The organism is Paenibacillus sp. FSL K6-1230 (assembly GCF_038002385.1).
GTDB classification, from domain to species: domain Bacteria; phylum Bacillota; class Bacilli; order Paenibacillales; family Paenibacillaceae; genus Paenibacillus; species Paenibacillus massiliensis.
This window is the reverse complement of sequence record NZ_JBBOCK010000001.1, coordinates 1,732,080-1,752,799: the sequence shown is the minus strand read 5'-3', so window position 1 is coordinate 1,752,799 and position 20,720 is coordinate 1,732,080. Positions and strand designations below refer to the sequence as shown.

15 protein-coding genes, 1 tRNA gene and 3 pseudogenes are annotated in these 20,720 nt (G+C 49.0%); 10 read left to right on the top strand and 9 right to left on the bottom strand.

What is annotated here, in order from left to right:
* Window positions 1–31: 31 nt before the first annotated feature.
* The gene (locus MKX74_RS07685; protein WP_341177980.1) at window positions 32–8,296 is read right to left on the bottom strand and encodes a leucine-rich repeat protein; all 8,265 of its coding nucleotides are present in this window, start codon (window positions 8,294–8,296) and stop codon (window positions 32–34) included.
* A 290-nt stretch (window positions 8,297–8,586) separates the two neighbouring features.
* Here MKX74_RS07685 and MKX74_RS07680 point away from each other — a divergent pair, with 290 nt between their 5' ends.
* From MKX74_RS07680 to MKX74_RS07660, 5 genes are all read left to right on the top strand, one after another.
* Window positions 8,587–8,715, top strand: coding sequence for a hypothetical protein (locus tag MKX74_RS07680; RefSeq protein WP_341177979.1), 129 nt, complete (start codon window positions 8,587–8,589; stop codon window positions 8,713–8,715).
* Window positions 8,663–9,163 carry a sensor histidine kinase gene (locus MKX74_RS07675; RefSeq protein WP_341177978.1) on the top strand — a complete coding sequence of 167 codons (501 nt, stop codon included), beginning with the start codon at window positions 8,663–8,665 and terminating at the stop codon, window positions 9,161–9,163. Before MKX74_RS07680 ends, MKX74_RS07675 begins: the two co-directional genes overlap by 53 nt.
* Before the next feature lie 20 nt (window positions 9,164–9,183).
* Window positions 9,184–9,444 (top strand): sensor histidine kinase, encoded by a 261-nt coding sequence (locus MKX74_RS07670; protein ID WP_341177977.1) that lies wholly within the window; start codon window positions 9,184–9,186, stop codon window positions 9,442–9,444.
* A complete protein-coding gene (locus tag MKX74_RS07665) occupies window positions 9,441–9,578 on the top strand; it encodes a hypothetical protein (protein ID WP_341177976.1) in 138 nt (45 codons plus the stop codon). Before MKX74_RS07670 ends, MKX74_RS07665 begins: the two co-directional genes overlap by 4 nt.
* Window positions 9,579–9,664: 86 nt before the next feature.
* Window positions 9,665–10,147, top strand: coding sequence for a hypothetical protein (locus MKX74_RS07660; RefSeq protein WP_341177975.1), 483 nt, complete (start codon window positions 9,665–9,667; stop codon window positions 10,145–10,147).
* A 141-nt stretch (window positions 10,148–10,288) separates the two neighbouring features.
* On the opposite strand, the gene MKX74_RS07655 is transcribed toward MKX74_RS07660, so the two are convergent.
* From MKX74_RS07655 to MKX74_RS28200, 6 genes and pseudogenes are all read right to left on the bottom strand, one after another.
* On the bottom strand, window positions 10,289–11,617 hold the full coding sequence (locus MKX74_RS07655) for a HAMP domain-containing sensor histidine kinase (RefSeq protein ID WP_341177974.1): 1,329 nt from the start codon (window positions 11,615–11,617) through the stop codon (window positions 10,289–10,291).
* Between the two features lie 53 nt (window positions 11,618–11,670).
* Complete coding sequence (locus MKX74_RS07650) at window positions 11,671–12,360, bottom strand: response regulator transcription factor (RefSeq protein ID WP_028592101.1); 690 nt, start codon at window positions 12,358–12,360, stop codon at window positions 11,671–11,673.
* 72 nt (window positions 12,361–12,432) lie between these two features.
* Window positions 12,433–14,442 (bottom strand): serine hydrolase, encoded by a 2,010-nt coding sequence (locus tag MKX74_RS07645; RefSeq protein ID WP_341177973.1) that lies wholly within the window; start codon window positions 14,440–14,442, stop codon window positions 12,433–12,435.
* A 224-nt stretch (window positions 14,443–14,666) separates the two neighbouring features.
* Window positions 14,667–14,804, bottom strand: a pseudogene (locus tag MKX74_RS07640) (SDR family oxidoreductase); the annotation flags it as partial.
* A pseudogene (locus tag MKX74_RS07635) lies at window positions 14,795–14,944 on the bottom strand (aldehyde dehydrogenase family protein); the annotation flags it as partial. The pseudogenes MKX74_RS07640 and MKX74_RS07635, both read right to left, overlap by 10 nt.
* A gap of 166 nt (window positions 14,945–15,110) precedes the next feature.
* Window positions 15,111–15,233 (bottom strand): annotated as a pseudogene (locus MKX74_RS28200) (oxidoreductase); the annotation flags it as partial.
* Between MKX74_RS28200 and MKX74_RS07630 the strand changes: the two are divergent.
* Complete coding sequence (locus tag MKX74_RS07630) at window positions 15,178–15,420, top strand: tyrosine-type recombinase/integrase (protein WP_445667253.1); 243 nt, start codon at window positions 15,178–15,180, stop codon at window positions 15,418–15,420. The pseudogene MKX74_RS28200 and the gene MKX74_RS07630 overlap by 56 nt on opposite strands.
* 88 nt (window positions 15,421–15,508) lie before the next feature.
* Here MKX74_RS07630 and MKX74_RS07625 read toward each other — a convergent pair.
* Window positions 15,509–15,593, bottom strand: a tRNA-Leu gene (locus MKX74_RS07625).
* A 212-nt stretch (window positions 15,594–15,805) separates the two neighbouring features.
* Here MKX74_RS07625 and ilvB point away from each other — a divergent pair.
* The 4 genes from ilvB (at window position 15,806) to MKX74_RS28195 (ending at window position 18,979) form a co-directional block, all read left to right on the top strand.
* Complete coding sequence (ilvB, locus tag MKX74_RS07620; protein ID WP_341177971.1) at window positions 15,806–17,485, top strand: biosynthetic-type acetolactate synthase large subunit; 1,680 nt, start codon at window positions 15,806–15,808, stop codon at window positions 17,483–17,485.
* 22 nt (window positions 17,486–17,507) lie between these two features.
* Complete coding sequence (locus tag MKX74_RS07615) at window positions 17,508–18,044, top strand: flavin reductase family protein (protein WP_341177970.1); 537 nt, start codon at window positions 17,508–17,510, stop codon at window positions 18,042–18,044.
* 32 nt (window positions 18,045–18,076) lie between these two features.
* On the top strand, window positions 18,077–18,634 hold the full coding sequence (locus MKX74_RS07610; RefSeq protein WP_341177969.1) for a hemerythrin domain-containing protein: 558 nt from the start codon (window positions 18,077–18,079) through the stop codon (window positions 18,632–18,634).
* A gap of 177 nt (window positions 18,635–18,811) precedes the next feature.
* Window positions 18,812–18,979, top strand: a complete 168-nt coding sequence (locus tag MKX74_RS28195; protein WP_018885992.1) for a DUF6254 family protein — start codon at window positions 18,812–18,814, stop codon at window positions 18,977–18,979.
* A 156-nt stretch (window positions 18,980–19,135) separates the two neighbouring features.
* Here the strand turns inward: MKX74_RS28195 and MKX74_RS07600 are convergent, their stop codons facing one another.
* Window positions 19,136–20,701, bottom strand: coding sequence for a glycoside hydrolase family 43 protein (locus tag MKX74_RS07600; RefSeq protein WP_341177968.1), 1,566 nt, complete (start codon window positions 20,699–20,701; stop codon window positions 19,136–19,138).
* Window positions 20,702–20,720: the final 19 nt, after the last annotated feature.

Genomic DNA, 20,720 nt, shown 5'->3' with positions numbered 1-20,720 from the left:
AGTAAAATCTAAGCCACCAAGTTCTTCTCTCTTAATTCAAATTATAAATTCTGTACAGGAATACCGCAGCCTCTGCACGGGTTGTTGGCGATTTAGGCTGAATCTTGCCATCAGCCCCCGTGATCAAACCCTCATGTACAAGTGTTGCTACACCCTCGGCGGCATAACCAGCAACCTCTGCACGATCATTGAAGGCCTGAATGGCTTCTACCGAGGCTACATTGGCGGTTAGAGCCTCTGCCTTACGCAGTGCCTTATACGTCATAACCATCATATCCTGTCTGGATATCGGCGTATTCGGGCCGAATTCATTGTTGCCCGTACCACCTACAATACCCAGTTGCTTGGCAATTCCAGCAGCCTCGTAGTAGTAGCTACCCTGTTGCACATCAGTAAAGTTACTGTCGATGTTTGCTGTCAAGCCCAGCGTCTTCACTAGCAAAGTCAGGTATTCTGCACGGGTAATCTGCTTCGCTGGCGAGAATTGATTTGCTGCTGTGCCTTGGATAATTCCTTTGGATGCAAGCACCTCGATCGGTTGTTTTGCCCAAACATGACGGTTCAGATCCTGGAAGGATTGCACGACATAAGCAACAGCATACTTGCTGAAATGATTCGTAGTAAAGCGTACTTCTCCAGTTGCTGCATTATATCGACCAGAGCTAACAGGAGTAGCCTGCCCTGCCTCATCAATATACTGAATGGTAATGAATTCTGGATTGTCGAGCTCAGTTGCTGTAGGTGAATATGGAATAGCAATCGTCACGGTAGCTTGGTTGTTCTGCCATGCGAGTTCTCTATCTCCTAACCTGAGACGAATGTCGACTACCGGACGATCGCCAACCCATGCCTGTGCAGCTGCATCCAGTTGGTTATGATCTGCTGGGCTCAGCAATAATGTAACCTGCTCGGCATCTCCTGCCTGTGTCTCTTGAAGCATATTGCTTGGCAATGTAACTGTAGCCAGATTGGTTTTGATGTGTATCGCTCGTGATGCATTCGATGCTGTCAGGAAGCTAGTTGGCATGACTACCTCATACGACTTCGCTCCTTCAGCTTCAATCGTGATGCTCACGGTTGTAACCCCTTTGGCATCTGCTTGTGTTGCAGCGAAGGCGCTGGTAAGGAAGTCTTCATCCACCGTAATTGTTGCTTGACCTGTGCTCGCATTCAATCGGGTCTGGAACGATGTGATCGCATTTCCACTTGCATCAAGCACACGCACTGTTGCTGGGACTGTGGCCGTAGCTCCACCTCCACTTGTGCTTGTACCGCTATGGTTCCCCCCGGCTTCGCTGCCGATATCTTCTCCTGAGCTACCTCCGCCATTATTGCCTCCACCGTTATTACCACCACCATTGTTACCTCCTCCGTTGTTGCTAGAGTCGATAATCGAGATTACGATAGCAACTGCTTGGCCTCGGTCAAACTGTACCTGCAAGACTAGCTCTCCTACAGGCTGCGTAGCAAGATATGCTTGGCTGATAACCAGACTTTGTCCATCCACCCGATAGGAGCCTTCTCCGATAGACTCACCATTTACGGTGACATCTGTAATCGAGGAAGCGTCGTTCCAGGTCACGTTCATCGTAACATCCTGCTGCTTGTCCTCCTTCTTGTCGAAGGTCGCCGTTCTAGGGCTGATGTCTGCCGAGATGAGAGGCGCCTCTGTATCACGGATCGCCTCAATGGTCAGCACAGCCTTGTCACCGAAGTCAAAGAACAACTCGACAGTCACCTGGTCCCCTTCATTCAGATGCAAGGCGGACAATAAGCCTTCTTTGATGGTAAGTGTATTTCCGTCAATCGTGTAGTCAAGACCTTGTTTCATTGCATTTCTGCTGTACACGGCGTCCGTGACACTCATGCTAGGCCCCTCATTCACGCCATAGACAGCTAAGGTTACACTCTGTGCGTCATTCCAGTTGATCGTAGTGCTCACATCATCAGGCTTGCTGATATTAAAACTGCGTACCGCTGGTGTAAGTGTCGCTGACACAGCCGAAATGATCACGTGGCCGGATGACAGGACCTCCAGTTCACGTGCACCGGATCGAACGACACCTGTCTCATCCTTAGCATCGGCATAGACCGTATACTTGCCTGGCTCAGGAAGGGTCCATTCATAGGTAGTGGCTCCTGCATAGGTATCCAATGTCACTGTCTGCTCTGTCTGTGCATCCCATGCACGGAAGGAGAAGGATTTGGCTCCAATACCTCCCTCAGCCTGAGCGCTTAGACTGATCGTTCCAGCTCCAGCTTCATGTCTCGCCTTCACCTGCACCGTGATCGGATCATACACCTTGAATGGAATTCCTTCATTAAACGCATGCTCCTCAGCCATCGAACCCTTCCATCCGTAAATGGTAGCCGCATTCGCATCAAATACTGCAAACCCAGGAATCGATACGCCCTCACCCAATACAACCGTCGTCAATTGTGGTGAGTCTGTGAAGGCAAAGGAACCAATAGTCGTATTGCTATCCAGGATAGCAACGGATTTCAACTGGCTGGAGAAGGCAAACGCCCAATCCTGCACTTGCTCGATCTGATTACCCAGTACGACAGATTCGATACCAGTATCCGAGAAAGCAAACACGCCGATATCTTTTAGACTATTCGGGAACGCAACCTCTTTTAGTTGATTAACTCCGTTAAAGGCTGAGGTTCCGACGGATTCCAAACCTTCCGGGAACTGCACCTTTGACAGGAATTTCGCATTCTGGAACGCGTAATTGCTTATCCGGGTAACCGTTGTCGGAATGCTGTATACAGCATCCGGCTTGGCAATCGGATATTGAATCAGCAGCGTCCGTGCTTGGTCCAGCAGTACGCCATCCTCACTGGCATAAGCCTTGTTCTCCGGGTCCACATTTACGCTGGTAATCATGCGTGAGCTGGCAAAAGGATTCGAGCCAATCTTCGTTACACCCTTGCCAATGTTAATTACCGATAGTCGCTCATTGTTCGATAATACGAAATTACCCAATGACTCTACTTGTTCTGGGAACGTAATCTCCACCAGACTGCTATTGTATTGGAATACATATTCTCCAATACTCTTAACACCTGTGCCCAGATCTATATTACGTGTGTTTGCATTGTAAGCAAAAGTATACGGGTTCAAGTGCGTGACACCGCTGCCTACGGTAACGGATTCAAGTCCATCATTATGATAGAATGCTGATCGTCCAATATCAGTCACACTATCAGGAATCGTAAGCGTACGGATACTGGTGCTATTAGCAAATCCAAACTCACCAATTGTTGCAAGCGTCGTCCCAAGATCAATGGAATTCAGCTTCGTGCTATAGTTGAACGCATAATCATCCACTTTGCTTACCGATTCAGGGATGGCATAGCTGTCTCGGCCATGTCCTACGGTATAACGCACCAGCGTGTGCTGTTGCTTGTCAAACAGTACTCCATCCATACTTGAGTATGCTGGATTCTCGGCATCGACTTCAATACTGCTCAGACTGGAGCTTCCATTGCTGTCAAATACCTGCTTGCCTAGTGAGGTAACACCTTTACTAATCTCAACATGACGCAGGCGAGGAATATAAGCAAATGCCATATCTCCAACCGCTGTTACGTTATCCGGGATATTCAGGCTTTGGAGCTGCGTCTCGATAAAGGCCGATTTCCCAATCGTCTGTAAGCCGCTTCCCAAGTCCAGTGTAGCGATTTTGGTACCTGCAAAAGAAGCCTCTCCTATAGACACCATCGTGTCCGGCAGCTCCAGCGAGTCCATGTTTACAGAAAGGAAGGCTTCATTGCCAATCGTCTGCAGCACTGATGGAAGCTGTATCTCTTTCAGACTTTGGGCTGCATAGAAGGCTCTGTCACCAATCGCTGTTACCCCATCAGGAATATTGACCGTGGTCATATTTACGTTTTCTGCGAATAGACCGTTACTGATCCGGGTAATGCCATTTCCTAAATGAGCAGAGACCAGGTAACCGAGTTTTGCAAACGCGTAATCGCCAATCTCCTTGACTGAATCAGGAACCTCGATGCTCTTGATTTTTAGCGAATTATAGAAGCTTCGTTCACCAATGCTCTCGATACCATCCTCAAGCGTAACCAGAGCTAGGTGTGAGTTCTCTGCGAACGCATAAGCACCAATCTTCTTGACGGTTCCGGGAACACGGACGGACAGAATGTCATCGCGGTAATAAAATACATAATCGCCGATCTCCCTTACCTGCGAAGGGATAGCAATGTGACCGCCGTCGCCCTGATAGCTTACCAGCACGCCATCTACAATTGTGTAGTCAGCCAGTGACGGGTCCTCTACAGTAATGACGATGCTCGCCGATTTGCCAGAAGCTGTAGCTGTAATGGTAGCCGTACCTGCTGTCAGCGCTTTGACTACACCACTAGCATCTACGCTGACTACCGTGTTATCCGAGCTTGTCCAGGTAATCGGCTCGGTTACAATCTCCAGATTCGTCGATGCGACCACAGTCTGACTGGCTCCGATGGTCAAGGTCATGCTCTTCCTGTTCAATACAATACCTTCGTTGCCAATTGGTGTGACGGTCACCTGACTCACCGCCGTCTTCCCTCCAGCTTCAGCTGTGATCTGTGCTGTACCAGGTCCAATAGCAGTCACGGCTCCATGTGTGTCCACCGTAGCCACTGCAGGATCAGAGGTTGTCCAAATAACAGGCTGCTCTGCTTCAGCTGGTGTGAAGAATGCTCGTAGATCCTCTGTTGTACCTACAACAAGCGCAAGCTCTGTCTTGTCCAATGTGAGCTCCGTGAGCTCAATAGGGTCCAGTATGATATTTGCACTAGTGTAATTCAATGCATAGTCGAACAAGTCCACTTTAATTCTATGCGTAGAAAGACCGTTCTGCGTCAGTGTATCACGAACGTTGCTAATATCCATGGTGACCTTATTTACAGCGGTACCATCCGCCAGCTTCTCATTCGCATCTCGAATTGGATACAGATCGCTCAGGGCACCGCCGTCTAGGGTAGCCAATTGCAGACCACTAATATAGTGATTGTCTGTAATATTCATTTGTAGGAAGGTCTTTCCACCCTCTTCATAAATGCTGTAATCCGTCAGCACAGGTCCGGTCTTGTCATAGGCAAAATCAAAGCTCCATGTGTCCTTACCTTGCCCATTCGTTCCTGCCGCAGTAGCTTCTACCTTGTAGGTATACATACCCTCTGGCACTTCACTGTTATTTGCATCCAATCCATCAAAGGTCGGGGCAGTACCAAGCAGCGCTTCCGCCCAGCTTACCAGATCAAGGGATGGGAAATACAAGGACTTGCGTACATGTGAATAATTGGTTTCTTTATAGACATGACCGTCTTTACCCATGACTGTGAAGCTCATGTCCTCCGCATTGCGAAGCAGTCCCGTGTTCGTACCCAGGATTTTAGAGCTGTTGCCCAGACTCTGTGGAGAGATTGCAAATTTCTCTGGCATCACTCCCCAGTTCAATCCTTTGGCGATAGCAATATGATTTTGTCCTAGCACATTGCCCTGCTCTGGAAATGCATTGTATACCGTGCTCCCAAACATGGAGTAGCCTTCATCACCATATTCAGTTCCATCCAGCATCGGTAGCTGTCCCCAGTCTCCGTAGAAGGCCAGGAAAGGCAACGAAAGATCCACACCCGAATCAGCGTCCAGCATGACAAATCCGTCTACAAAAGTTCCGTTAGGTGTCTGACGATTGAATTGTGCTTTCATGGCGTCTGACAGTGTAATCGTAACTGTAACTGCTGCGCTTCCACGAGCAGGTACGGTAACCTTGCCATTAGTTGCTCCACCATATTGAATGTTGATGCCATTACCTGCATAATCCGTAGATTTCTGTTCCAGCAGAGACTTGCCGTTGCTAGTTATTACATTCTCAGATAAGGCTGCTGTATTCAGCTCATAGGTCAATTCCTCATCTGAGATGTTATGGATGCGGAAGGTGAACGAGTAGCTTCCACTCTTGCCGTCTCCCAGCTCGGCCTTCGGTCGATCATTGCCCTCTACGCTCAAGTACGCTCCAGTCGTAATGGCTCCGGTCACATCTGCCAGACCAGCGCCCTGTTTGCGTGGAGAATAGAATTGACCACTGCTTGCGTCCTTGGCCGGATGAGCTGTACTCATCAGTAAGGAATGCACCAATTTCTCTTGGGCCACCGGATCAGTGATGCTCAGTGTGTTCGTGACATATTGCTTCACCAGAGCTTCTGCACCTGCAATATGAGGCGAAGCCATGGAAGTCCCGCTCATGCTCTTATAGGCATTGCCGAGAACCGTGGAATAGATCCCCTCGCCTGGAGCTGTAATCTCAGGCTTCAGCTTCAAGTCTGGCGCTACGCCCCACGAGGAGAACGCAGACATATTACCACCTTCTGGATTCGTTATGCTTGTCTTCAAGGAATCACTCAGTGTTAATTTTTTCGTCTGCAATCCAGCCAGATATTCTCCGTCGTTCTGTGAGATGGCTACAGCAGGGATATAATAAGAGCCAATGTCCATTTTAAGCTGACCCGCTACATTGTTATAGACGACCACTGCTACCGCACCAGCTGCGTAGGCATTGTTCAGCTTTTGCTGGAAGCTGATTTCACCACCGCGTGAGATCAGGGCAATTTTCCCCTTCAGATTACCAGCGTTTTGAATGTCCGTAGTACTCCCCAACCCTACGTGAACATAGTCATATGTATCATTCAATCCCTGGATTTTGGGATCACTATCATAAGATTGATCATTGAATACAATTTTGCGGTCTCCGCCAGCAATGTATGGAACATCCGACAATGTCATATTCGCCATGCTAGCTACAGACAGTGCAGAAGCGTACGTGGACGGTGATGCCACGATGGAACTGTCCGGGTCCGTCGCGAACGGCAGGTTCTGACCTGACTGATTGCCATAGGCAGAGCTGTAACTGTTACCTGCTGCCACAACCAGATTGACGCCAGCCTTTCCGATTCGATCGTACATCTCATCCTTGCTGGCCTCACCTTCCGTGCTGAAACCTGCATTGGCACCGAGACTCATATTAATGACGTCAGCACCCAGTTTTACCGAATCCTCTAGTGCAGCAATGATGCTCGCATCATTCGTGGAACCGTTCATGTCATCAAATACTTTCATAATCATGAGCTGTGCATCTGGCGCTACTCCCTTCAAGCGGTCGCCGTTAGCTGCCACGATCCCTGCAACATGTGTACCATGCTCATTATCAGGATCTCCGGATGGGATAACATTCGTGTCCTTGTCCGCATAATCATACGCATAGGGCACCTTGTCATTCACATACACTGCATCCACATCGGAAATGCCAGAGGACATGCTTGTACTGCCTAGCACGTTACTTACCTTCTGGCGTGTGTGCTTGAGTGTAAGTGCTGGTGGCATGTTCTTGGAGAAGGCCTCATGCTTCCAATCCAGCCCCGTGTCCACGACGGCTACTGTCGTACCTTTCCCTGTATAACCTGAACTGTTCGCCGTATTGGCACCAATCATTGCAGAACTGCTCTCCATTAGTGTGCCGATGGACTCTACAGGCTCAATGGGTCCATAGGTAGTAGCAACCCAGGCATTCTTTACACCCGGAAGCTGCTGAATTCCTTCCAGGTTACTGTAGTCTGCTTTGATGGAGAATGCATTCATAACCATGTAATAGTCATACAGGACTTCTATTTCAGGCGCTTCTGCAAGCTCAGTGCTCGATGTAGAAGGAACAGCCAGCTTGGACTCACGAAGCGCTTGCCCCATCAACCCCTGCTGATTCAAGGTCTGCTCCGTCTGTGCCTCTTCAGCCGCCGCCTGCTCTGCGAACTCCTCCTCAGCAAGCTTTTGGATGCGGTTTTTTACGGTTCTATGCTGAGCTTCAAGATTATTCTCGCTGGTGCTGAATGAACTGATTCGGCTGCGAAGCGCCTGTGCAGATGTACGCGATAGCAGTGGAGCACCATCCAATTCCACCATGATGATGACTTCCCCACCAGGCTCATAAGTCGTATTGATTACACTTGCTGGGCCATCCGTGCCATAAGTGACCTCTCCCACAGCTTTAAGAGCTGTGCCATTATTCGGCAGAGTGCCTGTCTCCAGTTGTGTTCTAAAGGACGGCCCCCCCGAGCCATACCTTCCTGTCTGATTGGTAGATGACGTCCCGAACTCGGATAAAGCTGACGCCGATATTCCGGTCCATTCTTGCCCTGCCTCTTGTGCAAAGCCAATTCCTGTAGCACCCAAGCTGTTACCTACGAGCAAGGCGGTAACGATACTTGCTGCCCACTGTTTCTTCCAACGGTTGACCAATCTTGTCCCCTCCCGAACTTGATATACACTTTGATATACACTCATGAATAAGACCCGGCCGGATCCATATCAGCATCATTTCTGTATCTGTCTCTAGCGCGATGCCCATAAATGATAATGATAATTATTATCAATATAAAGAATAGTAGTAGATATCGTCAATAAAAAAATGTCTACCGCTAGTTGTCGGCAGACATTCTTTCTGTAAATAAATGCTTCAAATACTTCATAGGGATAAGGAAATAACCCATTGAACAGAAGGTGGTCCCTTTGGTGTACTGGCATTGTATATGTCACAAGAAGCAGCTGTCGGGAGCAGCAATGAATATTTTAGTCTCTTTGAGGGACTTGGCGGATTGATCTCCAGTGCCATTGCGCGAATCAAGCTGGCGGAAGAAGCCAGGCTTGCTCACAGCTGAGTCAGAGCGCCTGCGCACACCCATTCTGAATTCAGTATCGCATGAGCTACGAACCCCACTTGCGGCCATTATCGGCTCGGCTACAGGACTAATTGAGAATGAGCGACTCTTCTCTCAGAAGGATCGTGTAGAACTGTTAATGACAATTCGTGACGGAGCCCTGCGCATGAATCGTCTAGTGCTGAATTTGCTAGGGATGGCACGACTTGAAGGTGGTATGCTGCGTCTACGAGAGAACTGGTGCGACATTGAGGATATCATCGGTGTGACGCTGTCCCAGGTCAAAGACGATCAGGAGCATCGTGAGCTCGTAATCAAGCTACCCGAGGGCGACCCTATCCTGGTCTTAGGTGATGAGGTGCTGCTGGAGCAAATGCTGGTCAATGTCATCAGCAATGCTATAAAGTACAGCCCGGATTACAGCAAATTATCGTTTCGGTATGATTAGAGGCTGAACAAGTTATTATCATGGTCTCGGATCACGGTATCGGAATCCAACAGGAGGAATATGAACGAATCTTCGATAAATTCTACCGTTCGGAGCGAGCCATGCCAATTACAGGCACAGGCTTGGGGCTGGCAATCAGCAAAGCTAGCGCTGAATTGCATGAGGGAACGATTGTAGCTGGACCCCATGAGCCACAAGGGACAACCATTACGATTACTCTGCCTGAGCGGCCAACAATGCAGCTACGTACAGACTCGCGAAAGGAGCCAGAAGAAGAATGACCACGCAAGAGCAAGGAGCACGAATTCTAATCATTAACGATGAATCACAGATCCGTAAGCTGCTGAAGGTCACACTACAGTCCCATCAATATGCAGTCAGTGAAGCGGCTACAGGAGAGGATGGCTTGCGATAGGCGACATTGACCTCGCCAGATATTATTCTGCTGGAGCTCGGTCTGCCGGACAGATCCGGTATGGATGTCCTTGCAGGGATTCGGGAATGGTCGGCACGATGGGTATGATCGCAGCCTATGCCAAGACTAGAACGGTCGATCCGGAGAGCGGTCAAGCAAGCTATATGTATCTCCATCGTAAGCCTGACGGTGCGCCCGATGATTATGTCGATATGAATTACTTGATGAAGAAATATGAGCCAGAATCTGCTCGTAAAATAACCGAGACCCTCAAGGATGGATTAAATGGCGGTAGCGGCGCAGGTTTTACGGGAATTATGATGGATTTTAATCAAAAACTGGCGCAGAACCCGCAATGGTTAAATGAGTATCGCGCTGAAATCGACAATATGAATAAGGTTTTGAAAAACACGGATATCGACAACCGGTTTGAAAGCGCAGACACCTCAAATATGGCCGCGTTCTTACAAGATATGGACAGCCAAATCCAAAATACAGCCCATGAAAATAAAAACTTTTTAATAAGAAATATAGAATATTTCTCGCTCATCCTCGGAAAACAGATATAATCACTCTTGAAACCAGGGACGTCCCATAAGTCAAAAACAGAAAAGAAGCTTCCAAACCTACATGCAAAATGGTTGTGGATGCTTCTTTGTGTCTGGTTATAAAAGCTGCAACAACCGGCTACCCGGCAATATACTGCATACTCAGGATGAACCTCGGACATCTGCGTAAGGCAGGGTGACTCGAAACAGCGCCGGGTAACGCTTATCCGTCACAAGCTCGATCGTGCCCTGGTGACGGGTGATAATTTTGCGGCATATGGCCAGCCCCAATCCTGTGCCATCCTTGGTCGAAGCGGAGCCGCGCACAAATTCCTCAAACAGCCCTTCCTTCTCCTGCTCTCGAAAACCGATACCGTCATCCCCTATCCAGAGCACGGCATGTCCGTCCTTTCCCTCGCATGATGCATAAAGCGTCGTTCCGGACGAATTATACTTTAGCGCATTGCCGATCAAATTCGCAACCACGCGGTCCATCTGCATAGGGTCCATCCTGACAAACAGCGGCGTCTCCGGAATATCGGCTTGCAGCCGAAAACCTTTGTGCTCGATTTCCGGATAAAATTCCACGATCCTTTGCCGAAGCCATTTGGTCAAATTCACTTTTGTCAGATTCAACTTCAACTGGTCGTCGTCCAGCTTCGCCAATTCAAACAAGTCTTGTATCAGCTTGCTCATATAGGCGGATTTATCGTGGATGTACTGGATATATTGGCGTTTCCGGCTTTCATCCGATTGCGGATTATCCAACAAAAGCTGGGAATAGCCCAGAACCGTCGTCATCGGCGTCTTCAGATCGTGAGATAAATGCAGCAACAGGTTTCTCTTATTTTGCTCGACCGCTTCTTTGTCCGCAGCAGCGAGTTCCAGCCGCGCGGCCATATCGTTAAACGCGTCGCGAATTTCCGCAAATTCCTTCTCTGCCAAAAAATCCAACCGTTTCTCGTAGCGAAACTTCTCCATCTCCTTGATACCCTCGACGATCTGCCGTAGTGGTTTGTTCATTTGCCGTACGGAATATCGCGTGTAGAAATAAAGGACAACGAAGAGCAGCATGATAAAAAAAATCATGGCGATGATCACCGCGAGCAACAATTTGTTGTACGGCAGTGGAATTTTCCACAACAGGATATACCGCTCCCCGTTCCTCTCAACCGAATACGCATGGTAGCTAATCGAATCGTCATTGCGGAATGTGTCCATTTGAGCAAAGAGGCGGTTGTCGCGATATGCGGCGATCTCATCCTGCTTCTCCCCATTGACGGCGACGATGGTCCCCTCCCCATCTACCAGCTCTAGCCATCCGCCATATTTGGCGGGCCAATCTCCGTTAAGGCTTCCGTCCGGTCCGTAAAGTTCGGATGTATCAATCTGCTTAAAGTCCGGGCTTCGGTCGATAACCTGGTTCATCAGAACATCCATAAAGATCAGCGACAATACGATGACCACCAGCACCAGTCCGACAATCGACAAATAATTCGCCAGAAACAGGCGTTTTAACTGCCGCTTGCGTGAGGAATCAGGCTTCATTTTTCAAATCGGTACCCGAGTCCCCGGATCGTAATCAGGTGAACGGGCTTCCTTGCGTTATCTTCAATCTTGTCTCTAATCTTGCTGATATAGACCATCACCAAATTCTCATCCCCCATATATTCTTCCCCCCACACCTGTTCGTAGATCTGCGCTTTGGTAAACACTCGGCCGGCGTTCTTCATCAGCAAAGCCAGAATTTTAAACTCGTAGGATGTTGTTTCCTTATGCACGCCGCCTTTGTAAAGCTTGAAGCTCTTCAAATCCAGTCTGATGTCGCCGATTTCGATTAACTCCCGTTCCCGATTTTCCAGCAATGCGTATGCTTCCGTACGTCGGAATAAGGCCTGAACCCGGCTGACCACTTCGAGCGGGTTGAAGGGCTTGCCGACATAATCGTCTGCGCCGAGCTGCAGTCCGTTGATTTTGTCCATATCGTCGGATTTGGCGGAAATAAACAGAAAGGGGACGCGGGAGTCTTGCCGCATTTTTCTGAGCAGCTCAAATCCGTCCATTTCAGGCATCATAATATCCGCGAGGACAAGATCGATTCGCTCCCGCCGGAAGAGCGCCAGCGCTTCGTTCCCGTTCCCGGCTTCGAAAGTTGCATAGCCGTAATTCTCAAGATAAATCACGAGCAGTTCCCGAATCTCCTTCTCGTCGTCGATGATCAAAATAGATTTGATAACCCTCACCTCTACCTATAACAAATTCCCGCTTGTCCTACATAAATCACGAACAGGGGCCCGCAATATATTTTAGTATAGATTATCCGCAAACGTCGATAGTAGCGCGGCAGCTTCCTTCCGCAGCATAGGTTCTTTCGACCGGTAATCGACCGTACCGTCGCTAGCCTTGGCTATTTCCGGCCCGTATAAACCTTTCGCCACAACGAACTGAACTCCTTCAGTCGCCCACAGATCGGTCGTTCCGCCAAGATTTGCTTTTAGTGGAGACGCATAGAGATAGGCGGACGCCATGTTCCACACGATCATTGCCGCCGCTTCCCTGGAAATCGGCTCCAGCGGCTTGAACTTGCCGCCTCCCGATCCTTTGATAATCCCGAATTCGTAGGCAGCTTGAATTTCCTTCTTGTAGGGGCTGTCGGCAATGTCGGTGAACACCGGCGTTTGCTCGGATGAAGGAAGTCCAGTCCAGCGGATGAACCAACCGACTAATTCGCCTCTGGAGATCGTCTGGTCGGGTTGAAACGGCGTCTCTCCGCCCTCTTGGCCGATCACTTCCAGCTGACGCAGGTGATAGATGTAAGAGGCATATGGATCATCCGAATCGACATCCGAATATTGCCGAGGCTCAGGTAATCTCAGCGACCAGCTGTCTGACTTCTGATCGTAGTAGAAGGCCTGCACCGTACCATCGTCGTTTAACGTAAAAGCTGCCTTTACGCCGTTCTCATCACGGAACAGCATTGGCTCGATCTCGCGAAGTGTGTGCTTGCCCAGCGGATCAGTCGCGATCAGCAGTCCATCTTCGGCATGAATACGGGTCGTCCACATCCGGTTCCGCAAATCGCCGTAGACGCCCTCAAATTTCGCCAGCGATTGTTGCGAAGGCGCAAGCGGTGTCTCAGGGACCCCTTTTTCCGGATAATAATGATCCATAAAGGCTTCGAACAGAGGGCCACGGAAGTCGAAATCCTTGTTCACGTTGACGTACACGCCGACCTTCTCGTCGGGCAATAGCCACATATCACTGTGATAGCCGTCTATATCTCCGCCTTTCTCCACGACGTTGCGTCCGTTATAAATTTGCTGATTGGCGTACTCGAAGCCATACGCCATATTCGACAGCTTCGCATGGATGGCGAGTTGGGGCTTATGCAGTTCCGCAGCGGTAGCTTCTTGCATAATCCGCGCATCTCCCAGCTTACCGCCGTTCAGATGGGCCATCATGAAGCGGGCCATATCCGAGCCGGTAGACAGCATACCTCCGGATGGAAGCACGGTCGGAACGGTTGTGTAGGCTGCAATGGGCTCGCCTTCCACGTTGTAGGGAACGGCCAAGCGCTCCGTCAGCTGCGGGGTTAGCCGGAAATCACTGCTCGTCATACCAAGAGGCTTAAAAATATGATCACGCACGTATGTGTCGAACGGCTCGCCCGACACTTGCTCGACCGCATATCCCTGAATCGTGAAGCCCAAGTTGTCGTAGCGATAGTACCGCCCTGGCTCTCGGATTACCGTAGGCACATGCTCCTGAACAAAGGTCTTCAAGGGAAGTTCCCGCTGCAAATCCTGAGTCATTAACTCGGATGTGTCCCCGTGCTCGAATCCAGTGCTGTTCATCAGCAAATGTCTCATCGTCAGCGGAGCATCCGTCTTGTTCGGGATTCGAACTCCTCCCAAGTAGGCGGACAGCTCCGCGTTCAGATCAATCTTCCCCTGCTCCGCCAGTTGCATCACCGCTGTAGCGGTCACGACCTTCGAGATCGAAGCGATCCGAAATACCGTCCGGTCAGGATCTATCGGCAGCTTCCGCTCGATATCTGCATAACCATACCCTTTCTTCGCCAGCAATTCATCGCCTTTGGCTACAATAACCACGGCCCCGGCCATATTATCTTTTATTTCCGGTCGGGCAAAAAACTCATCCAGAAACCTGCCTACTTCTTCCGGGTCTTGCGGCCCCGGCTCCAAGGAGGCGACAGACGCGCCTTGCAGCGCATTCCCCCCTCCCATTGTGCTGGCCAGCAATATGATTCCCAAAGCAGCAGCCGTCTTGACACGCAACGCTCGCCACATGCTCATCTAACATCTCTCCTCTTTCTCTCATTATGTTCACGTTGCAGTGTAACAAGACATTCTTAATCCCGATTTGATATAACCTTAATGTAATGTGAAATGAGTGCCGCATTGCATGTTCTAAGCCACATTGCATGCTCCCAATGCGCAAAAAGCTCCTGAATTCACATGGGAGAATTCAAGAGCTTCTTCATTGTTAAGATCAATGCGGCCGAGAGGACTCGAACCTCCTAAAAACCTCCAAGAGAAGATTCAGGCAAGCTCTGTCCTCCGTCGATAATAATTGTTTGTCCTGTAATGAAGCCAGCCTCCTTGGAGGCAAGAAATGCAGCTGCATGTCCCATTTCCTCAACAGTTCCAAACCGCTTTCTTTAAAACCGCCAAATGGTGCCTGGACTGCGGACGGAGAACCATCATTTAAACTAATGATCCCATATTCTAATGCTTCAGAAATGTAAACTGCTTCATTTATATTCTCTGTAAACACATAAGCGGCTAGGCCAAACGGTCTACGCAAGATAAACGACATAACGGTTGTCGGCACTTCTGTTCCTCCGGTCAAGCCACTAACAGCAACGAAACCTCAATACATGATTTTGCTCAGAATGGCTGAGAGCATATGACCGCCTACAGAATCAACAGCGGCTTGCTGCTATTTACCGGTGACCAAAACCCTGTTGTCCCACTTGAAATCTAGAGTCAGTAGAGGCGACTACGCAACCTGACAAATCAATGCCTGGTATGAAAGAGTACGAGCGAACAATTTTTCCTTCCAGAATGCTTGCCAAACCATCCTTTCTGAAAAAGTACAATTTACGGCGGATTCGGTTTCACGATCTTCGGCACAGTTGTGCTAGTTTACTGCTTGCTAACGGTGTAAGTTTAAAGGAAATTCAGGCGTGGTTGGGGTATAGCCATTATTCCACGACCGCCAACATTTTGTTCATCTTGAGTACAGCTCAAAGCTTTCTTCAGCTCAAGTGATGAGCAATACATTGCAAATTCCGAATATGAAAAAAGCTCCTGAATCTCCACGAAAGGAAACTCAAGAGCTCGTTCATTGTTAAGTTGATGCGGTCGAGAGGACTCGAACCTCCACGGGGGGTTAGCCCACACGGACCTGAACCGTGCGCGTCTGCCAATTCCGCCACGACCGCATATAATCAAGTTTTCTCAAACCCGATAAATTAGATTATACGCTGTCTTCAGCAAGAAAGCAAGCATTATTTCCCTAGTTATTTTACAGTACGGTGCCTCTCCTCCCCATTCGCATCATTACCCAAGGCAGGCTGTTTTTAGCAAGAAGTGACTGGAATCACTTTGTTTATTTTTGGTTGCGCTACTCTATTACATAATAGGGGGTGCTACTGTGACTGGAGCAGAACTGCTCATTGAGCTACTAATCGAACAAGGAATAACAACTATCTTCGGATACCCTGGGGGCGCGGTGCTCCCAGTATACGATGCTTTGTATGAGAGTCCATCCATTCAGCATGTGCTGGTCCGACATGAGCAAGCTGCGGTACATGCCGCCGATGGTTATGCACGAGTTACGGGACAGCCAGGTGTCGCACTTGTCACCAGCGGACCCGGAGCGACCAATGCAATCACTGGCATAGCAACAGCTTATATGGATTCCGTGCCCATGGTGATTCTGACAGGCCAGGTTGCTTCCCAGCTAATTGGTCTGGACAGCTTTCAGGAGGTCGACATCTACGGCATGACTATGTCCATCACCAAGCATAATTTCATGGTTATGGATATACAGGACCTGCCAAGAATTATACAGAGCGCTTTTCATATTGCCACTACAGGACGCCCGGGTCCGGTATTAATTGATTTGCCCAAGAATATCATGCAAGCCCAAGCACCAGGCAACTATGAATTAGAAGACCTTTCATCCATTGCCTTGTTAAGAGGCTACAAGTCCGATCCCATCATTACTGCTAAGGACGTCCGTACCATCGTCAACAAGCTGACCCATGCCTCCCGTCCTGCCCTGCTCATCGGAGGAGGATGTATGTCTGAAGCAGCCTCCGAACTACTGATCTCCCTTATTGAGCAAGCACACATTCCTGTTACCTCCACCATGATGGGTCTGGGCGCATTCCCAACGAACCATCCTTTACATTTGGGCATGGTCGGCATGCACGGCACCGTCGCTGCAAACAAGGCAATTCAACAGGCGGATGTTTTGCTATGTCTGGGTGTACGCTTCAGCGACAGGGTATCTGGCAATCCCAAAGCCTTCTCACCTCATTCCTACAAAATTCAGGTCGATATTGACATGACCGAGCTGAATAAGAACGTTCAGGTGGATCTGGCTGTTCATAGCTCTGTTGATGCAGTACTTAGAGAGCTACTGAAGAGCAAGCTTGCGGGCTCCTGGAAGGAATGGAACGAGCATACTCACACCTTTTCCAAGAGAATTCCCTCTCTCCCCAAGCCAAGCGAAGGAGTGCTACAGCCGCAAGAGGTCATTCAGCTCATTCATGCCAAGACCGAAGGACGAGCCATTGTAGCCACGGATGTAGGCCAGCACCAGATCTGGACGGCACACCATTATCCATTTTTCCGTCCGCGCTCCTTCTTAACCTCTGGTGGTCTTGGTACTATGGGTTATGGACTACCTGCAGCTATTGGGGCAGCTATGGCATGTCCGGAGCAGCAGGTTGTCTGTATCAGCGGTGACGGAAGTATCCAGATGAATGTACAGGAGCTTATAACTGCAGTAGATTACGACCTCAATCTGACCATCGTCATTTTGAAGAATGGATATCTCGGGATGGTTAGACAATGGCAGCAGCTATTTCACGACAAGCGTTATTCGTCCGTTAAGATCTCGTCACCGAATTTTATTGAATTGGCTCAATCATACGGTGCATCCGGCTATCGAGCCAGCTCTTATGCAGATGCAGAGCGAATTATTGATCAGGCCCTGTCGAGGCGTGGAGTTGCAGTATTAGAGTTCGATATTACTGAAGAAATGAATGTCTATCCTATGATCCCACCTGGTGGGGACGCCAGTCAGACCATTGAATCTGAATAAATAATGTAATGGAGGAATAACGATGAGCAAGGTGCGTGTTAATTTTGAAAAGATGTATTACGGATTTCCTGCAGTACTCATAAGCTTCTATGACCAAAATGGTGTACCGAACGTAACCCCCATCTCCTCCTCCTATACACTGAAGGATATGATGGTGCTTGGCTTCAATAGTAAGGGATATGCCGTGCAGCAGATAAAAGAAGTTCGTGATTTTGTTGTAAATGTGCCTGACCAATCCTTACAGAATGAGGTGGATTACTGCGGTGCCCATTCTGGACATGACTTCCACAAGTTCGACTTTGTACAATTGACACCTGCTGCATCGACCGTAGTTCATGCCCCACTTATTCAGGAATGTCCCATCTCGATTGAGTGCAGTCTGACAGAGGTTATTGAAAGAGACGAATTCGGAGGAATTACGAATCTGATCGCCAGAATTAAGGGACGTTGCCTGGAAGAGGACTATGTGACAGCAGATGGCGGATTACTCATCTCAAGAGTCCATAACATTAATTACTTCGGTGACGGAAGAAGTCGTGGCTTCAAATATACAAAATAAGCTTGCAAAACTAATCCTAGGAGTGAATGACTATGCAACCGAATGGCCAATTTTGTCCAAGCAGTCTATTGAACGGAGAGCCTGTGGAGCTCTGTCCTCCGTTGGCCCAGCTGAAGCTGGAGCATCAGCCGCTAAGTGCACAAATGGATGAATTCTCAGCAGCAGCGGCACTTGTCGGCGAAGATGATCAAATACAGAATTGGCATGAGCCCATGAAGCGCCTTCGTGTGCAAATTAAAGATTTCTCAGAGCGTTTGCACCGTCATTCGGAAGTGGAGGAAGGGTTCCTCTTTCCTATGATGGCTACATATATCGGCCGCGACAATGGTCCCATTGCCGTCATGGAGTATGAGCATAACCAAGCTAAGGAACAGCTCGCCCTGTTCTTGGCCGCCACGGATACACTCGATGAGCTGGGTGCTCCTCTCGCTGCTGAGGCTGCAATGAAAATTGCTTCCCATGCCATAGCCGCACGACAGATTTTGGTGTCGCATTTCATGAAGGAAGAGACGATATTATTCCCTATGGCGGAGAAGTTACTGTCGGACGCGGAAAAAAATCAGCTAGCGGAGATCATTCTTCAAAGCTAGCCTCCTATGATCGCCAGAGTTAGCCTTCATTAACGAATAATCGTCTGATATACCTCATTGATATGTCATGAAAGTCCGCATTCCTTGCGGGCTTTTCTTTTGTTATATCTGTTCACGTATCAAGTGTATAATCATCTTCGCGGTGCTCCATACTATCAGCAGAAAAGGAGGCTGATTATGAGCAGTTCCAAGAGTCGACGGGAGAACCGTTGGAAGCAGCAAAAAGAGGCTATTCATCCCCATGGTAAAATCAAGTCCCTGCACGAGCTATCGGAGGAATTCGGCCATACCAAACCTGATCATACTCCATCATCCTTAAATCCTCGTGATCGGGATGAATATTAGCGACTGAATGCATCAACAAACCAGTAATGGAGATACAAAGAAACCTCTCCTTTGGAGTGGTAGCTAACACTACCATTGCCCCAAAGAGAGGTCTCTTTTCGCGCTTTTAAAAGGATAAGAGTTTCATTCTATATCAACTACTCAACGACTACTCAACTATGATCCAACATAGCTAAAATGCGAGAAGTCTGCGTAGCTACCGTTGAATTGCTGCATATCATGCACTGCAATCCCGACGAAATTTCCTGTGAAGCCTCCTGACAAGAAACTGATATTCTCCTCTCCGAACAGTGGCTTCCAGCCTTCCTCTTCACTCAGCTTAAAATAGAATTGTCCAACCGTGTCGTGGACCTCTACAGCCAGTTCAACTGTACTATCCGCATCCAGCGGAATCATCTCCGGTACAAGGGAGAACGTATCTGCTTCACACTTCAGCTTGCGCAACACACGTCCATGCTGCTCGTCATGTGTAATGTAGGCATAAAGATAATTATCATCATTGAGGTATAACAGTAACCCAGCCATCTGTAGGTAACTATCCGGCTTATAATCTACTGCTGTCTCAGCCCGGAATTCCATGTCCGTCTGACGGATTGCCAGCAGATGGTGACGGAACAAACTTTGCAGAGATTCGCCAGATACGACACGAAGGTAGCCAGGACGTGCCTTGAGGGAGCACCAGCTCTCATCAGGTAGAATTCTGGCAGTGTTCCAGTTCTTATGAAGCTGCGGACCGTCGAAGTGGTCCTCGAAGCGATGTCCATCCTCTCTTAGCTTCACCTCCACCCCTTGTGGTGCAGGAACTCCAAGCTGTGGAGTATGTCCACCTGCAGTCAGGCGCAGCCAGCCGTCAGCATCCCAATATACCTGCTGAAGCGCGGTCTCACGCCCCAAAATAGCATACTTACCTTCTACTGGGCGAGTACACAAGTGTGCCATATACCACTCACCACCAGGTGTCTGTACAAGACTGCCATGACCAGCGCATTGCAACGGCCAATCCAGTCGGTCACTGGAGGTCAGCATCGGATTGAGCGGATCTACCTCATACGGACCTGTCAATTCCTTGGAGCGCGCAACCGTAACGGAATGCCCAATTCCAGTTCCACCTTCAGCAGTAATCAGATAATAATAGCCATTCAGCTTGTAAATATGTGGGGCTTCTGTCTTCTTGAGCGGCGTGCAATCGAACAGCTTTATCGGCTTGCCAATCAATCGTTTGGCGGCTGCATCATATTCCTGCATGACAATACCACTCGACTTGTTCCCCTCCGTAATCCGGTAATCCCACAAGGCATTCAGCAGCCACTTGCGGCCATCCTCATCATGGTACAAGGACGGGTCAAAGCCGCTGCTATTCAGGTAGATAGGCTCAGACCATGGTCCGGTAATCGACGGAGCTGTAATCAGGAAATTATGATCATCCTTGAACGGTCGTTTGGTGCTCTTCACATCGGTATAGAGGAGATAGAACAATCCGTCACTATAGCTGAGCTGTGGAGCCCAGATGCTACAGTTCTTCGCGTTGCCGCGCAGGTCTACCTGATCGGTCAAAATATCGGTGCAGTGCTCCCAATCAGCCAGATTCTGCGAGGAGTACACGCGTATGCCAGGCAACCACTCGAAGCTGGATACAGCGATATAGTAGGTATCCTCTACACGCAGAATGCTGGGATCTGGGTTAAAGCCTCTTAGAATCGGGTTTTGGATCAGATGTGTCATCGTGTATACAATCTCCTTT

Excerpts from the sequence above, each read along its gene's own strand:
- MKX74_RS07670 (WP_341177977.1), top strand. The coding sequence starts at position 9,184 with ATGGTCTCGGATCACGGTATCGGAATCCAACAGGAGGAATATGAACGA.
- MKX74_RS07615 (WP_341177970.1), top strand. The coding sequence starts at position 17,508 with ATGAGCAAGGTGCGTGTTAATTTTGAAAAGATGTATTACGGATTTCCT.
- MKX74_RS07660 (WP_341177975.1), top strand. The coding sequence starts at position 9,665 with ATGGTCGGCACGATGGGTATGATCGCAGCCTATGCCAAGACTAGAACG.
- MKX74_RS07665 (WP_341177976.1), top strand. The coding sequence starts at position 9,441 with ATGACCACGCAAGAGCAAGGAGCACGAATTCTAATCATTAACGATGAA.
- MKX74_RS07645 (WP_341177973.1), bottom strand. The coding sequence starts at position 14,442 with ATGAGCATGTGGCGAGCGTTGCGTGTCAAGACGGCTGCTGCTTTGGGA.
- MKX74_RS07610 (WP_341177969.1), top strand. The coding sequence starts at position 18,077 with ATGCAACCGAATGGCCAATTTTGTCCAAGCAGTCTATTGAACGGAGAG.
- MKX74_RS07600 (WP_341177968.1), bottom strand. The coding sequence starts at position 20,701 with ATGACACATCTGATCCAAAACCCGATTCTAAGAGGCTTTAACCCAGAT.
- MKX74_RS28195 (WP_018885992.1), top strand. The coding sequence starts at position 18,812 with ATGAGCAGTTCCAAGAGTCGACGGGAGAACCGTTGGAAGCAGCAAAAA.
- MKX74_RS07630 (WP_445667253.1), top strand. The coding sequence starts at position 15,178 with ATGAAAGAGTACGAGCGAACAATTTTTCCTTCCAGAATGCTTGCCAAA.
- MKX74_RS07680 (WP_341177979.1), top strand. The coding sequence starts at position 8,587 with ATGTCACAAGAAGCAGCTGTCGGGAGCAGCAATGAATATTTTAGTCTC.